The following is a 15,020-nucleotide window of genomic DNA, read 5'->3' on the forward strand; positions in this document are numbered from 1 at the left end:
GAGCACGCCGCCGGGGCGAGCGGTGCGGTGGTTACGCGTTGAGCCACTTCTCGAACGCGTCGAAGGTGTAGGGGCGGCCGAGGAAGTCCGAGACCAGCTCGGCCGCCGGCTTTCCGCTCCCGGGGGCGAGGACGGCGTCCCGGTAGCGCCCGGCGACCTCGGACCCCGCCAGGTCGGCCGGGTCGAACGCCGTGAACAGGTCCTTCGAGATCACCAGCGACCACAGGTACGCGTAGTAGTAGGCCGAGTACCCGCCCAGGTGCCCGAACGACGGGAACAGCGACGTTCCTTCCACATAGGACCACGGGCTGTGGGCGGCCTGCGCGGCGCGCTCGATGCCCGCCGCGTCGGCATCGGGCCCCGCGGTGTGCAGGCCGAGGCTGAGCGCGGAGTAGAACAGCTGCTGCCGGACGAACAGGCCCTTGCCGAACTCGTCGGCGGCCCGCATCTTCTCCACCAGCTCGGCGGGCAGCGGCTCGCCGGTCTCGTGATGCTTCGCGAAGCCGGCGAGGGTCGGCGCGTCCTTCATCCACTCCTCCAGCAGCTGCGAGGGCGCCTCGATGAAGTCGCGCTCGATCGCCATGCTGGTCAGGCCGGACCACGCGATGTCCGACGCGAACAGGTGGTGGATGAGGTGGCCGAACTCGTGGAAGAAGGTCTGCACCTCGTTCGGCAGCAGCAGCGCGGGCCGCTCCCCCGGCCGGGGCAGGTTGCACAGCAGGGCGCACTGCGGTGCGCGTACGCCCGCCTTGCCGACGACGACCCGGAACATGGCCGCGTGGCTGAACTTGTCGGCCCGCGGATGCATGTCGAGGAAGAACCGGCCGAAGGCGGCGCCGTCCCGGCGGATGTCGTAGACCTCGACCTCGGGGTGCCAGACCGGCACGTCCGTACGCTGTTCGAACGAGACCCCGAACATCCGGCCGACCAGGTCGAAGATCCCGTCCTTGACCGCCGTGTACTCGAAGTAGGGCCGGACGGCCTGCGAGTCGAAGGCGAACTGCTCGGAGCGGACCTGGTCCTGCAGGTAGGTGCCGTCCCACGCCTCGACGGCGGTCGCGGCCGGGTCGTCGCGGCGCTTGCGTTCCAGCAGCACCGCGTAGTCGGCCCGCATGCGGTCGGCGGCGGCGTCGGACAGCCGCTCGATGAAGTCCGCCGCCGCGCCGGCCGAGCCGATCATCTTGTCGGCGGTGGCGTACTCGGCCCAGTTCGGGAAGCCGAGGAGGGTCGCGAGTTCGTGCCGCGTACGCACCATCTCGGCCAGGGAGTCCACATTGGCCGGTACGCCGCGCAGCCGGTCGGTACGCCACAGCCGTTCCCGGGCCGCCGAGGAGGTCGCGTACGTGAGGAAGGGCAGCTTGTCGGGGTACGCCGTGGAGATCTCGACGCGGCCGTCCGCCCCGGGCGCGTGCGCGGCGATGAAGTCGTCCGGCAGCCCGGCCAGCTCCTGCGGCGAGAACGACTCGGTACGCGTGTCCCCCGCGATGTTGCGGTCGAAGTCCTGCCCGATGCGGACCAACTCCTCCTTGAGCGACCGCACCCGGGCCCGGGTCTCGGCGTCCCGGTCGACGCCGGACAGCCGCATGTCGCGCAGCGTACGCGTGACCCAGTGCACGGTGACCGGCTCGGCCTCGGTCAGGTCGAGCGCCGACAGCGCGGCGAAGACCCGCTCGTCGAGCGAGATCTCGGTGAGGACGGCGTCAAGATCGCGGCTGGCGGCCTCGGCGGTGGAGCGGTGCTCCGCGTCGGGGTGCGCGTTGCGGATCACCGACATCTGGTGCGCGACGTTCATCGCGGCGGCGACCGCCTCGTCGTACAGGTCGAGCTGCTCGGCGGCCGGGAGGTCACCGGCGGCGAGGAACTCCTCGATGCCGGCCCGGGCGCGGGCCACGCCCTCGTCGGTGGCGGCGCGCAGCCGGTCGGGCGCGGCGGTCATGAGGTCGGCGGCATGCTGGGTAGGCATCGGCATGCGCCCGAGCGTAAACCACCCCACCCCGACGATCTTGCGCGAATGTCTCATTTTCTGCGGTGAATGTCCATGATGTCCGGACATTCGCGCAAGATCGTCGAAAGAGGGAGGGTGGGAGAGGCGGGAGGGGAAGGGTGGGTCAGAGGGTTCGGAGGAGGGCCCGGCCCGCGGTGCGCCCCGAGAACAGGCAGCCGCCCAGGAACGTCCCCTCCAGCGACCGGTAGCCGTGCACCCCGCCGCCGCCGAAGCCCGCCGCCTCCCCCGCCGCGTACAGGCCGGGCAGCGGCTCGCCGTCGGACCGCAGCACCCGCCCGTCGAGATCCGTCTCCAGCCCGCCCAGGCTCTTACGGGTCAGCAGATTCAGGCGTACGCCGATCAGGGGCCCCGCCTTCGGGTCGAGCAGCCGGTGCGGGGTGGCGACCCGGACGAGCTTGTCGCCGCGGTAGTTGCGGGCCCCGCGCAGGGCGGTGACCTGGAGGTCCTTGGTGAACGGGTTGCGGATCTCGCGGTCGCGGGCGACGACCTGGCGGGCGATCTCGGCGGGGTCCAGGGCCGGGCCGCCGATCTCGGCCGCGAGCCGGTTCATCCCGGCGACGAGTTCGGGCAGGGTGTCGGCGACGACGAAGTCCCGGCCGTGCTTCTTGAACGCCTCGACCGGGGCGGGCGCGCCCGGCAGCGCGCGGCCGAGCACCTGCTTGACGCTCTTGCCGGTGAGATCCGGGTTCTGCTCCGAGCCCGAGAGCGCGAACTCCTTCTCGATGATCTTCTGCGTCAGCACGAACCACGTGTAGTCGTACCCGGTACGCATGATGTGCTCCAGCGTCCCGAGCGTGTCGAAGCCGGGGAACAGCGGTACGGGCAGCCGCCTGCCGGTCGCGTCGAACCACAGCGAGGACGGGCCGGGCAGGATCCGGATGCCGTGCATCGGCCAGATCGGGTTCCAGTTCTCGATGCCCTCGGTGTAGTGCCACATGCGGTCCCGGTTGATGTGGCTGGCGCCGGCGTCCTCGGCGATGCCGAGCATCCGACCGTCCACATGGGCCGGTACGCCGGACAGCATCCGCTTCGGCGGCGTACCGAGGCGGTCGGGCCACTGGGCGCGGACGAGATCGTGGTTGCCGCCGATGCCGCCGGACGCGATCACGACGGCCTGCGCGCGCAGCTCGAACTCCCCGGCCGCTTCGCGGGAGCTGGACTCGCCCCGCTGCACGCCGCTGGGCACGAGGACCGTCCCGCGTACACCCGTGACCGCGCCGTTCTCCGTGATCAGTTCGTCGACCCGGTGCCGGAACGCGAACGTGACGCGACCGCGTTCGGCGGCCGCGCGTACGCGGCGTTCGAACGGGGCCACCACCCCGGGACCGGTGCCCCACGTGATGTGGAAGCGCGGGACCGAGTTGCCATGGCCGTCCGCGAGGTAGCCGCCGCGTTCCGCCCAGCCGACGACCGGGAAGAAGCGTACGCCCTGCCCGTGCAGCCAGGACCGCTTCTCGCCGGCCGCGAAGTCCACATAGGCCTCCGCCCACGCCCGCGGCCAGCGGTCCTCCTCCCGGTCGAAGCCGGCACTGCCGAACCAGTCCTGCAGGGCCAGGTCGCGCGAGTCGCGTACGCCCATCCGGCGCTGCTCCGGCGAGTCGACGAGGAAGAGGCCGCCGAACGACCAGTGGGCCTGGCCGCCCAGCGACGCCTCGGGTTCCTGGTCGACCAGAATGACCTTGCGGCCGGCATCGGCCAGTTCGGCGGTGGCGACCAGTCCGGCCAGGCCCGCACCCACCACGATCACGTCAGCGTCTGTCACGCGCGGCACTTTACCTGCTGGATTACTCCCGGGCGGCCTTGCGCGCCTGGACGGCGGCCCGCTTCTCCTCGAACCGGGTGGCCTGGGCGTCCAGGCCGGCGAGGAACTCGGCGAGCTCGTCACGCGCCTTCTCACCCTCGCCCGACAGCCCCGTCCGGTCCAGCACCTTGAGCTGGCGCAGGATCGGCGTGAGCACCTCGTCGTGGTGGATGCGCAGGTCGTAGATGCCGCCCATGGCGATCTGGACGGCCTTGCGGCCGAAGCCCTCGATGCCGTGGCCGGGCATCTGGAAGGACTTCACCACGTCGGTGATCGCGCGCATCGTCCCGTTCGGGGCGAGTTCCAGGGCGGCGCCGAGCAGGTTGCGGTAGAAGAGCATGTGCAGGTTCTCGTCCGCGGCGACCTTCGCGAGCAGCTGGTCGCAGACCGGGTCGCCGCTGACGTGCCCGGTGTTGCGGTGCGAGACCCGGGTGGCCAGCTCCTGGAACGAGACGTACGAGATCGACGGCAGCACGCCCGGCTGCTGGTTCGCGAACCCGGCCTCCATGTGCGTCATCCGGGCCCGTTCGAGGGCCACCGGGTCGACCGCCCGCGTGGTGGTCAGGTAGTCGCGGATGGCGGTGCCGTGCCGGCCCTCCTCGGCGGTCCACCGGTGCACCCAGGTCCCCCACGCGCCGTCGCGGCCGAAGGTGGTCGCGATCTCGTAGTGGTAGCTGGGCAGGTTGTCCTCGGTGAGCAGGTTCACGATCAGGCTGGTCCGGGCGAGCTCGGGCAGCTGGGACTGCTCCGGCGACCACTCCTCGCCACCCATGATCCCGTTGAAGTCGCGGCCGGCGCTCCACGGCACGTACTCGTGCGGGAACCACTCCTTGGCTGTGGCGAGGTGCCGGTTGAGGTTGGTCTCGACGGTCGGCTCCAGCGCGTGCAGCAGTGCGATGGTGTCGGTGGGCTCGGACATGAAGTCTCCCGGCTCGCGGTTTACCTACGGTTCCGTAACCGTAGCCAACGAACCTGTGAGCCGCCAGGGATCACATACCGGGCTCGGGCGCCGAACCGCCCATGTAGGCAGGAAGCCACCAGTCGTCCGCCGGACCCGCCGGCTTTTCCGGGTACTCGGCCTGTGCCCGGGTGAGCAGAGCCGACATCCGCGCGTGCAGTTCCGGCGTCACCTGGTCGCGCCGGGCGGGATGCAGCGGCTCCCCGATCAGGATGCTGATCGGGACGTGCCGCTGGTTGAGCCGGCGCGGGCGGCCCTTCGTCCACAGCCGCTGCGGCCCCCAGAGGGCCATCGGCACGAGCGGTACGCCGGCCGCCGCCGCCAGCCGCGCCGCCCCGTCCTTGATCTCCTTGACGGTGAACGACTGGCTGATCGTGGCCTCCGGGAAGACGCCGACGACCTCGCCCCGCTTGAGCGCCGCCAGGGCCTCCTTGTACGAGGAGAGGCCGGCCTCCCGGTCGACCGGGATGTGCTTCATTCCGCGCATCAGCGGGCCGGCGTACCGGTTGGCGAAGATCTCCTGCTTGGCCATGAACCGGACGAGCCGCTTCGCCGGCTGGGCACCCAGCCCGCAGAAGATGAAGTCCAGGTAACCGATGTGATTGCAGGCGATCACCGCCCCGCCGGTACGCGGAATGTGCTCACCGCCCTCGATGGTCAGTCGGAGGTCGAGCAGTCGGAACATCGTCTTCGCCAACGCGACCACGGGCGGGTATACAAGCTCGGCCATGCCGCAACCATACGAGCAGGGCGATCCGGGCACCTCGAAGGGTGGCGACGGATGGCGGCCGACCGGCGGGCGCGGCAGAATGCTCGCCATGCGAGCCGAGAGCGAGGCCCAGGCGGCCCAGCGTCGTGAGCTCCTGGCCCCGGTCGCCCGGCTGTGCGAGCGCGCCGGCGTGCCGGTGCACCTCGGCCACCTCGAACGGCACCGGGCCAGCCCGGTCGTCGCCCTGCTCTGCACGGCGGCCGACGGCTCCTGGGACGCGGCGGTCACCGTCGTGCGCGCGCAGCCGATCGCGCAGCAGTTCCAGGCGTACAACGGCCGGTGGGGGCGCGATCCCGACACCGGGTACGACCTGGGCAGCCCGGGGCAGCTGGTCTTCGAGATCCAGATCCACGAGGACGACGACGGAGCGGGCGGCCACGGGCCCCGGCCCCTGGTCGTCTTCGAGCTGGTCGACGACGCCGTCGCCGCCTCCGACTCACTCGTGCTCTGGTGGCGCCGGCCCGCCCTGTTCGCCGCCACCAGGCCCACGCCCGACCGCAAGGCCGAGACGCGCCGCCGCGCCCGCCAGTACGCGCACCGCGAAGCGGCCGCCGCCGACCCCGAGGTACGCGTCGTCGGCGTACCGCCGGGCATGGCCGTCGACCCGGCCGCGCTGGCCTGGAACTTCCCCCGCGACCACACCGGCCGGTACCGGCGTTCGGCGGCCGTGGCGCTCGCCCCGCTGGACGGTGCCGGTCTGCACCTGCGGCAGTCCTGGCTCGTCGCCCGGGCGGACGGCGAGGCGCTGTCGGTCGGCACCGAGGACGTCATCGGCGCCAACCAGGAGCACCGGTGGAACCTCACGCCGTGGCTGTGGAGCGGCCGGCACGCGCGTACGCCGTCGGCCCGGCGCTGGCAGGTCGACGACGCGGGCTCGGTCCGGCCGATCCTCGACCTGCTGGACGCGGGCGACCTGGCGGGCGCGCTGACGGCGGCCGGCGTCCGCACCGACGACCAGATCGGCAAGCTGCTGGCGGGGCGGCCGACGCGGCTCTACCGGGCCGCCCTGACCGACACCTGGGTCCACAACCTGTACGCCGGCCTCGCCACGAGCGCGCCGTGGCGGTTCGAGAACGCGTACCGGGAGTGGGACGCCGAACGGACCGGGCGGCACCGGCCCGGCGTACTCTTCGGACTCAAGGGCCTGAACCAGCAGCGCAAGCCGAAGGTGGCGCTCGACGTGACGGCGGGCGGGCCGATGCTGCGCATGGTCTTCACGGCGAGCAACATGGTCGTGCCGCGCGCGCTCTGGACGGTACCCGCCGACCTGCGGTGAGGACTTCCGGCGGCCGCGAGCCGCATAATGGGCGGATGCGGGTCAGCGCGCGGTTCTCGGGCATCGGCACCACCATCTTCACGCAGATGTCGGCGCTGGCCGCGAAGACCGGCGCGGTCAACCTCGGCCAGGGCTTCCCGGACACCGACGGCCCGCCCGGCATGCTCGCCGCGGCCGCCGCCGCCATCGAGGGCGGCCGCAACCAGTACCCGCCCCTCGACGGCCTGCCCGAGCTGAAGACCGCCGTGGCCGCCGAGCGCGTACGCCGGTTCGGGATGGCGTACGACGTCGACTCCGAGATCGTCGTGACCGCCGGCGCGACCGAGGCGATCACCGCCGCCCTGCTCGGCCTGTGCGATCCAGGCGACGAGGTGATCCTGTTCGAGCCCTACTACGACAGCTACGCGGCCAGCGTCGCCATGGCCGGCGCCCGGCACCGCTCGGTCCCGTTGCGCCCGATCGACGGCCGGTTCACCTTCGATCCCGACGACCTTCGGCGCGCGGTCGGCCCGCGTACGCGGGTGCTGGTCCTCAACAGCCCGCACAATCCGACGGGCAAGGTCTTCGACCGCGCGGAGCTGGACCTGATCGCGGCGGTCTGCCGGGAGCACGACCTGATCGCGGTGACCGACGAGGTCTACGAGTACCTGACCTTCGACGTGGCGCACGTGCCGCTGGCGAGCCTGCCCGGCATGCGCGAGCGGACGATCACGATCTCTTCCGCGGGCAAGACCTTCAGCTGCACGGGCTGGAAGATCGGCTGGGCGCTCGCGCCGGCGGACCTCGTCGTGGCCGTCCGCAAGGCGAAGCAGTTCATGACCTTCGCCGCCGGTACGCCCCTCCAGGCGGCCGTGGCGCAGGCCCTGACCGACGAGCTGGACTGGGTCGACGGCCTGAACACGCGCCTGCGCGAAGCCCGCGACCAGCTCCGGACCGGTCTGGAGAAGGCCGGCGTGAGCACGTACGCCTGCGACGGCACGTACTTCCTCCAGGCGGACGTCGCCTCCTTCGGGCACACCGACGGCCTCGAACTCTGCAACGACCTGGCCGTCCGCGGCGGCGTCGTGGCGATCCCGACGCAGGTCTTCTACGACGACCCGGCGAGCGGCAGCGGCCTGATCCGGTTCGCCTTCTGCAAACGGCCGGAGGTGCTCGACACCGCCGTCCGCCGCCTGTCCGCCTACCTGGGGAGCGCGTGATGCGGGTAGCCCTGTGCCAGCTGAATGCCCGGTCCGACCGGGACGCGAACCTGAAGACCGCGACCGAGCTGCTCGAACGGGCTCACGAGGGCGGCGCCGACCTCGCCCTCCTCCCCGAGTACGCCGACCATCTCGGCCCCGGCGCCGCCGCCGACGACCGCTGGCCGGCCGCGATGGCCGAGGTCGCCGCCCGGCTGGGCATGTGGGTGCTCGCCGGCTCCTATCACGAGGCCGGTCCCGACCCCGAGCACACGTACAACACCTCGCTGCTGCTCGACCGCTCCGGCGGCGTCGCGGCCGTCTACCGCAAGATCCACCTCTACGACGTCGACATCCCGGGCCGTGTGTCCTATCAGGAATCCGCGTCGGTCAGCCCGGGCGCGGAGGTCGTCACCGCTAGCGTGGACGGCGTACCCGTGGGCCTGTCCATCTGTTACGACCTGCGGTTCCCCGAGCTGTACCGGCGGCTCGCGGTCGAGGGCGGGGCCCGGGTGATCTGCGTACCGGCGGCGTTCATGGCCCACACCGGGCGCGACCACTGGGAGGTCCTGCTCCGGGCCCGGGCCATCGAGAACCAGTGCTACGTCCTGGCCGCCAGCCAGATCGGCGACCACGACCCCGGCCGCACCTGCTACGGCCGCAGCATGGTGGTGGACCCGTGGGGAACCGTTGTGGCGCAAGCCCCGGACGCTGTCGGGGTGGTGTTCGCGGACCTCGACTTCGAGCGCCTCGACAAGATCCGAGCTGAGCTGCCGAGCCTGGCCAATCGTCGGCTCTGAGCGTCAAGCCGCGCCCCGACGATCTTGCGCGAATGTCTCGAATTTCGCGGCGAATGCCCGAAAAGCCCGGACATTCGCGCAAGATCGTCGAAAAAGGAGGAAGGGGGAAGCGGGTCAGGAGGGGTCGTCGGTGAGTTGGCGGCGGAGTTCGCGCTTGAGGACCTTGAGGCTCGGCCCCATGGGCAGCTCGGTCACGAACCGCACCGACCGCGGGTACTTGTGCTTCCCCAGCCGCTCCCGGCTCCACTCGATCAGCTCCACGGCGGACACCGCGTCCGAGGTCGGGTCCAGGACGACCACGGCGCAGATCTCCTCCCCGTGCGTCCCATCCGGTACGCCGACCACCGCCACCTGCACGATCGCCGGATGCCGGGCGAGGACCTCCTCGACTTCGCGGGGGTACACGTTGAACCCGCCCCGGATGATGATGTCCTTCTTCCGGTCGACCACGCGGATGAACCCGTCGGCGTCCTTGGTCCCCAGGTCTCCGCTCCGGAACCAGCCGTCCACAATGGCCTGTGCGGTGGCCTCGGGCCGCCCGAGGTAGCCGGCGAACACGTTGTGTCCCCGGATGACGATCTCGCCGAGTTCCCCCGCGGGCAGGAACTCGATCCGCTCCTCGATCTCCGCCCGCGCGATCTCCACCTCGACTCCCCAGATCGGGTGGCCGATCGTGCCGGGGCGTACGCCGAACTGCGGCTGGTTCGTCGTCGCGGTCGGAGAGGTCTCGGACAGGCCGTAGCCCTCGAAGATGCGGGCGCCGAAGATCTTCTCGAACTTCTCCAGCACGGCGACCGGGAGCGAGGCGCCGCCGGACACGCAGATGCGCAGCGCCGGTAGCCGGTCGCGACCGGCGGCGGCCTCCAGCAGCCCGACGTACATGGTCGGTACGCCGTGGAACACGGTCACGTTCTCGGCCAGCATGAGGTCGATGGCGGCGGCCCCGCTGAACCGGGCGAGCAGGATGAGGGTGCCGCCGAGGCGGAAGGTGCCGTTCATGCCGACGGTCTGGCCGTAGGTGTGAAACAGCGGCAGGCAGCCCATGACGATGTCGCCGGGCTGGGCCTCGTTGGCGTCGACCACGTTGACCGTGGCGTTCATGACGAGGTTGAGGTGGGTGAGCAGGGCGCCCTTCGGCTCGCCGGTCGTGCCGCTGGTGTAGAAGACCACCGCGATGTCCTCGGCCTCGCGCGTCACGAAGGTACGCAACGGTTCCACGTCCAGGCCGTCGAGGCTCTCGACGCCGTCGGGCGTACCGGGGCCGACGGCGACGACGGGGACGCCGGCCGCTTGCCCCGCGGCTGTCGCCACGCCGAGGAAGAACGTGTGCGCGACCACGAGATCGGCCTTGCTGTCCCGCAGCACGTACGCCATCTCCTCGGCGTTGAGCAGCAGGTGCACCGGCACGATGGTGGCCCCGGCGGCCAGGGCGGCGTAGTAGACGCGGGGGAAGTCGGCCGTGTTCGGCACGACCATCGCGACGGTCTTGCCGGGCCCGATCCCCAGCCGTTGCAGCCCGGCCGCCTGGACGAGCGACTGCCGCCACAGGTCGGCGTACGCGATCCGCTGCGCGCCGTCGACGACGGCGATCTTGTCCGGGTACCGCCGGGCGGCCTCCGCGAGCACGCTCGCCAGCGAAAGGGCGGTCATCTTGCCTCCTTGGGAAAGCGCTGACTCAGAACGCGCTGACGCCGGTCAGCGCACGGCCGATGATGAGCTGCTGGATCTGGCTCGTGCCCTCGTAGAGGGTCGTCACCCGGGCGTCGCGCAGGTACTTCTCGACCGGGTACTCATCGATATAGCCATATCCGCCGAAGACCTGCAACGCGTTGTTGGCGGCGCGTACCGCGGCTTCGCTGGCGAACAGCTTGGCCATGGCCGCCTCGGTCTCGAAGGGCTCGCCGCGGTCGATCCGGTCGGCGACCCGCCAGACGAGCAGGCGGGCCGCGTCGGCGTCCACCGCCATCTCGGCGATCATCTGCTGCACCAGTTGGTGCCCGGCGATGGGTTTGCCGAACTGGACGCGCTGCTTCGCGTACACGAGAGAGGATTCGAGGCAGCCCCGCGCGATGCCGACGCATCCCGCGGCGAGCGACATCCGGCCCTTGGCCAGCGCGGACATCGCGACCTTGAGGCCGCGGCCCGGCTCGCCCAGCAGGGCGTCGCGCGGCACGCGCACGCCGTCGAAGTTCAGCTCCGCGGTGGCCTGGCCGCGCAGGCCGAGCTTGCCGTGGATCTCGCGCCGCGTGAGCCCGGCGCTGTCCGTCGGCACCAGGAACGCCGAAACCCCTTCCGGTGTACGCGCGAACAGCAGCACCAGATCCGCCCAGGTGCCGTTGGTGATGAACATCTTCGAGCCGCTGATCGACCAGCCGTCCGACGTGGACTCCGCGCGGGTCGACAGCGATCCGGCGTCCGAGCCCGTCTCCGGTTCGGTGAGGCCGAAGCAGCCGAGCAGTTCGCCCGAGCACAGCCCGGGCAGCCAGGCCTGTTTCTGTGCGGCCGTCCCGTACGCGGCGATCGACTTGGCCACGAGGCCGAGCGAGACGGAGACGATGCCGCGTACGGACGAATCGCCCCGGCCCAGCTCCTCCATCACCAGGCAGTACGCGAGATGGTCGCCGCCGGAGCCGCCGAGCTCCTCGGGGATGGTGAGCCCGAGGAAGCCGAGTTCGCCCAGCTTGCCGATGATCGCGGTGTCCACCGACTCACGGCGGTCCCAGTCGCGCGCGTACGGGATGATCTCCCGGTCGGTGAAGTCCGCCGCGAGCTGCCGGACGGCCGTATGGTCGTCGCCGAGGCTCAGGTCCATGTCCGATAAACTAGCGCTGTTAGTTTTAGAACGTCCAGAGGGAGTTTTCCATGGCGCGACCGAGGCAGGCGATCCTCAGCCCGGAACGGATCGTCGCGACCGCCACGGCCCTCATCGACGCCGACGGGCTGGGCGCGTTCTCGACCCGCCGCCTCGCGGCCGAGCTGGGCGTACGCGGCCCGTCGCTGTACAACCACTTCGCTACGAAGGACGACATCCTCGACGCGGTGGCCGACGCGATCACCGAGCACGTCGACACCTCGGCCTTCGGCCGGTACGACTGGCGGATCGCGCTCAAGCTGTGGGGCCGCTCCTACCGCGACGCGCTGGCCGCCCACCCGAACATCGTCCCCTACCTGGCCCAGGGCCCGGGGCGGCGGCCGGCCGCGCTGACCATGGCCGACGCGGTCTACGGCGGGCTGGTGGACGCGGGCTGGCCGCACGCGCGGGCGACCCACATCGGGGCGCTCATGCGCTACTTCGTGGCGGGGTCGGCGCTCGGCTCGTTCGCCCGGGGGTTCGTCGAGGACCCCCAGTTCTACGCCGAGAAGTACCCGCACCTCGGCCAGGCGCACCTGCTCGCGCACCGGCAGAAGAGCGTCGACGAGGGAGCGTTCGCGCTGGGCCTGGACGCGCTGGTCGACGGCCTGGCCGCCGAGTACGAACGCATCGTCGCCCCGCTCCCGCCCCTCCCCCCCCCCCCCTCCGGCCCCCCGCCGCTCCCGCCCCGATCGTTCCGACGATCTTGCGCGAATGCCCCGAATTTCGCGGCCTATGCCCCATTCGCCGGTACATTCGCGCAAGATCGTCGGAAAGGGCACCCGCGGCCCAGCGGGCGGGCGGGGTTGCCGGGGGGACGGCGGCGCGGTTACCGTGAAAACTTGCAGTGCTAGTTATCGGCCGGGATGAGGCGCATGAGTCGATCACCAGAACCGCCCCGCCGCACCGAGATCTACGTCGGCGGCGCCTGGCGTACGCCGCACGGTGACGGGGTGCTGTCCGTCGAGGATCCGTTCACGCAGCAGCCCCTGCCCACGGTTCCGGCCGGGGACGCGGCCGACGTCGACGCGGCGGTCGCCGCCGCCCGAGCCGCCTTCGAACCGTGGGCCGCGCTCGGCCCCGCGGAGCGGTCGGCGTACCTGGGACGGCTGCACGAGCTGCTGACGGAACGGGCCGACGCGCTCGCCGCCCTCGTCTCGCTGGAACTCGGCACGCCGCTGAAGATCTCCCAGCGTGTCCAGATAGGACTTCCGCTCGCCGTCCTCGGGACGTACGTCCGCCTCGCCGCCGAGCAGCCGCCCGTCGTCACGGCCGGCAACTCCACCGTCTTCCGCGAGCCGATCGGCGTCGTCGGCGCCATCACGCCCTGGAACTACCCCCTGCACCAGGTCATGGCCAAGGTCGCGGCCGCGCTGGCGGCCGGCTGCACCGTCGTGCTGAAGCCTTCCGAGCTCACCCCCCACATCGCGTACGCGCTGTTCGACGCGGTCCACGCGGCCGGATTCCCGCCCGGCGTGGTCAATCTCGTGCCGGGGACGGGCCCCGGCGTGGGCGAGGCCATCGCCGGGCACCCGGACGTGGACATGGTGTCGTTCACCGGCTCCACCGCGGTCGGCCGCCGGATCAGCCACCTGGCCGCCGACCGGATCGCCAAGGTGGCCCTGGAACTCGGCGGCAAGTCCGCCAACGTCATCCTGCCCGGCGCCGATCTCGCCAAGGCCGTGAAGACGGGGGTGGCGAACGCGTACCTCAACGCCGGCCAGACCTGCACGGCGTGGACCCGCATGCTCGTCCACCACGACCACCACGACGAGGCCGTCGAGCTGGCCGCCGCCGCGGCGAAGTCCTACGCGATGGGCGATCCGTTCGACTCCGCCACCCGGCTGGGCCCGCTGGCGTCGGCCGCGCAGCGCGATCGCGTACGCGGCTTCATCGAGACGGCTCTGGCGGAGGGCGCCCGGCGGGTCACCGAGACCGGCGGGCTCCCCGAGACCGGCTACTTCGTCGAGCCGACCGTGCTGGCCGGCGTCCGTCCTGACGCGACGGTCGCCCGCGAGGAGGTCTTCGGCCCCGTGCTGTCGGTCATCCCGTTCGCCGACGACGACGAGGCCGTGGCCATCGCCAACAGCACCCGCTACGGCCTCGCCGGGGCGGTCTGGTGCGACGACGAGGACCGGGCGCTGGCCGTGGCGCGGCGGATGCGTACGGGCGCGGTCGACGTCAACGGCGCCGCGTTCAACCCGGTCGCCCCGTTCGGCGGCTACAAGCAGTCGGGCCTCGGCCGGGAACTGGGCTCGTTCGGGCTGGAGGAGTTCTGGGAGACGAAGGCCGTGCAGCGATGACCGAAGCGCTGCTCGCCCGCGCCGACGGGACCCTGTCCGTCGAGTCGATCGTCGTCCCGCCTCCCGGCCCGGGGCAGGTACGCGTACAGGTGAAGGCGGCCGGCGTCTGCCACAGCGACCTGTCGATGATCAACGGTACGCTGAAGCCGGAGTTCCCGCTCGTCCTCGGCCACGAGGCGGCGGGGGTCGTCACCGAGACCGCCCCGGACGTCACGCTGCTCGCGATCGGCGACCACGTCGTGCTCAACTGGTCCCCCGCCTGCCGCCGGTGCTGGTTCTGCGCGCACGGCGAGCCCTGGCTCTGCGAGACGACCGGCATCGCGTCGTTCCCCCGCGGGTCCACTGCGGACGGTGAACCGCTCCATGTCACGCTCGGCCTCGGCGCGCTGGCGACCGAGGTCGTCCTGGACGCGACCGCCGCGGTACGCGTACCCGAGGAAGTCGCGTGGGAAGCGGCGGCGCTGCTCGGATGCGCGGTCCTGACCGGCTCCGGCGCGGTACGCAACACGGCGCGCGTGCGGCCCGGCGAAGCGGTCGCGGTGATCGGCCTGGGCGGGGTGGGCCTGTCGACGCTGCTGGCCGCGCGGGCGGCGGGCGCGGACCCGCTGATCGCGGTGGACGTGAGCCCGGCCAAGGAGGAGCTGGCCCGGCGGGCCGGGGCGACCGACTTCCTCGTGGCCGACGACCAGCTGACGCGCACGATCCGGGGGCTGACCGGCGGGCGCGGGGTGGACCACGCGCTGGAGTGCGCGGGCAAGGCCGCCGGCATCACCGCCGCCTGGAAGGCGACCCGGCGGGGCGGCAAGGTGACCGTGCTCGGCATCGGCCGCAAGGACGACGTCATGCCACTGTCCGCATTGGACGTCTTCCACTCCTCCCGCACCCTGAAGTCCTCGGTGTACGGCGAGTCCGACCCCGACCGGGACCTGCCGGCGATCGCCGAGGCGGTGGCCCGCGGGGAACTGGACCTGTCCGTGCTGATCAGCCACCGGGCGGGGCTCGAGGGCGCCGCGGCGGCGTTCGACCGCATGCGCCGCGGCGAAGGCGCCCGCACCGTCATCCTCTTCCCCTGACCATCC

11 protein-coding genes and 1 pseudogene are annotated in these 15,020 nt (G+C 71.8%); 6 read left to right on the forward strand and 6 right to left on the reverse strand.

Annotated elements, in window-relative coordinates; all coding sequences use genetic code 11:
- Positions 1–31 precede the first annotated feature (31 nt).
- The 4 genes from G401_RS0100535 to G401_RS0100550 all read right to left on the reverse strand — a co-directional run bounded on the left by G401_RS0100535 (position 32) and on the right by G401_RS0100550 (position 5,494).
- Positions 32–1,969: a M3 family metallopeptidase gene (locus G401_RS0100535; protein ID WP_211240637.1), complete on the reverse strand. Its 1,938-nt coding sequence runs from the start codon at positions 1,967–1,969 to the stop codon at positions 32–34.
- Positions 1,970–2,108: 139 nt separating this feature from the next.
- Positions 2,109–3,776, reverse strand: a complete 1,668-nt coding sequence (locus G401_RS0100540; RefSeq protein WP_027340952.1) for an FAD-binding dehydrogenase — start codon at positions 3,774–3,776, stop codon at positions 2,109–2,111.
- A gap of 13 nt (positions 3,777–3,789) precedes the next feature.
- Positions 3,790–4,725, reverse strand: coding sequence for an acyl-ACP desaturase (locus G401_RS0100545; protein ID WP_027340953.1), 936 nt, complete (start codon positions 4,723–4,725; stop codon positions 3,790–3,792).
- Positions 4,726–4,795: 70 nt separating this feature from the next.
- Positions 4,796–5,494, reverse strand: coding sequence for a lysophospholipid acyltransferase family protein (locus tag G401_RS0100550; protein WP_027340954.1), 699 nt, complete (start codon positions 5,492–5,494; stop codon positions 4,796–4,798).
- Here G401_RS0100550 and G401_RS0100555 point away from each other — a divergent pair.
- Genes G401_RS0100555 through G401_RS0100565 form a run of 3 tightly spaced genes read left to right on the forward strand, consistent with a single transcriptional unit; the run spans position 5,493 to position 8,787 of the window.
- Entirely contained in the window at positions 5,493–6,809 is a 1,317-nt protein-coding gene (locus G401_RS0100555; RefSeq protein WP_157545146.1) for a hypothetical protein, read from the forward strand. The two genes, G401_RS0100550 and G401_RS0100555, sit on opposite strands and share 2 nt — an antisense overlap.
- A 35-nt stretch (positions 6,810–6,844) precedes the next feature.
- A complete protein-coding gene (locus G401_RS0100560; protein ID WP_027340956.1) occupies positions 6,845–8,008 on the forward strand; it encodes a pyridoxal phosphate-dependent aminotransferase in 1,164 nt (387 codons plus the stop codon).
- Positions 8,008–8,787, forward strand: a complete 780-nt coding sequence (locus tag G401_RS0100565; RefSeq protein ID WP_027340957.1) for a carbon-nitrogen hydrolase family protein — start codon at positions 8,008–8,010, stop codon at positions 8,785–8,787. Before G401_RS0100560 ends, G401_RS0100565 begins: the two co-directional genes overlap by 1 nt.
- Before the next feature lie 114 nt (positions 8,788–8,901).
- Here the strand turns inward: G401_RS0100565 and G401_RS0100570 are convergent, their stop codons facing one another.
- Together G401_RS0100570 and G401_RS0100575 are read right to left on the reverse strand one after the other, a co-directional pair.
- Complete coding sequence (locus G401_RS0100570) at positions 8,902–10,437, reverse strand: long-chain-fatty-acid--CoA ligase (RefSeq protein WP_027340958.1); 1,536 nt, start codon at positions 10,435–10,437, stop codon at positions 8,902–8,904.
- A gap of 25 nt (positions 10,438–10,462) precedes the next feature.
- On the reverse strand, positions 10,463–11,599 hold the full coding sequence (locus G401_RS0100575) for an acyl-CoA dehydrogenase family protein (protein WP_027340959.1): 1,137 nt from the start codon (positions 11,597–11,599) through the stop codon (positions 10,463–10,465).
- A 50-nt stretch (positions 11,600–11,649) separates the two neighbouring features.
- On the opposite strand from G401_RS0100575, the pseudogene G401_RS42575 reads away from it, so the two are divergent.
- The 3 genes and pseudogenes from G401_RS42575 to G401_RS0100590 form a co-directional block, all read left to right on the forward strand.
- A pseudogene (locus G401_RS42575) lies at positions 11,650–12,282 on the forward strand (TetR/AcrR family transcriptional regulator); the annotation flags it as partial.
- A gap of 231 nt (positions 12,283–12,513) precedes the next feature.
- Positions 12,514–13,941: an aldehyde dehydrogenase family protein gene (locus G401_RS0100585; RefSeq protein ID WP_034590360.1), complete on the forward strand. Its 1,428-nt coding sequence runs from the start codon at positions 12,514–12,516 to the stop codon at positions 13,939–13,941.
- Positions 13,938–15,014: an alcohol dehydrogenase catalytic domain-containing protein gene (locus tag G401_RS0100590; protein ID WP_027340961.1), complete on the forward strand. Its 1,077-nt coding sequence runs from the start codon at positions 13,938–13,940 to the stop codon at positions 15,012–15,014. The genes G401_RS0100585 and G401_RS0100590 overlap by 4 nt, the downstream gene beginning before the upstream one ends.
- Positions 15,015–15,020: the final 6 nt, after the last annotated feature.

The sequence above is a fragment of the Hamadaea tsunoensis DSM 44101 genome, assembly GCF_000428945.1.
GTDB lineage: Bacteria > Actinomycetota > Actinomycetes > Mycobacteriales > Micromonosporaceae > Hamadaea > Hamadaea tsunoensis.

Coding starts and splice junctions, on each gene's coding strand:
- G401_RS0100550 (WP_027340954.1), bottom strand. CDS start 5,494: ATGGCCGAGCTTGTATACCCGCCCGTGGTCGCGTTGGCGAAGACGATG.
- G401_RS0100570 (WP_027340958.1), bottom strand. CDS start 10,437: ATGACCGCCCTTTCGCTGGCGAGCGTGCTCGCGGAGGCCGCCCGGCGG.
- G401_RS0100535 (WP_211240637.1), bottom strand. CDS start 1,969: ATGCCGATGCCTACCCAGCATGCCGCCGACCTCATGACCGCCGCGCCC.
- G401_RS0100555 (WP_157545146.1), top strand. CDS start 5,493: ATGCCGCAACCATACGAGCAGGGCGATCCGGGCACCTCGAAGGGTGGC.
- G401_RS0100545 (WP_027340953.1), bottom strand. CDS start 4,725: ATGTCCGAGCCCACCGACACCATCGCACTGCTGCACGCGCTGGAGCCG.
- G401_RS0100590 (WP_027340961.1), top strand. CDS start 13,938: ATGACCGAAGCGCTGCTCGCCCGCGCCGACGGGACCCTGTCCGTCGAG.
- G401_RS0100585 (WP_034590360.1), top strand. CDS start 12,514: ATGAGTCGATCACCAGAACCGCCCCGCCGCACCGAGATCTACGTCGGC.
- G401_RS0100560 (WP_027340956.1), top strand. CDS start 6,845: ATGCGGGTCAGCGCGCGGTTCTCGGGCATCGGCACCACCATCTTCACG.
- G401_RS0100575 (WP_027340959.1), bottom strand. CDS start 11,599: ATGGACCTGAGCCTCGGCGACGACCATACGGCCGTCCGGCAGCTCGCG.
- G401_RS0100565 (WP_027340957.1), top strand. CDS start 8,008: ATGCGGGTAGCCCTGTGCCAGCTGAATGCCCGGTCCGACCGGGACGCG.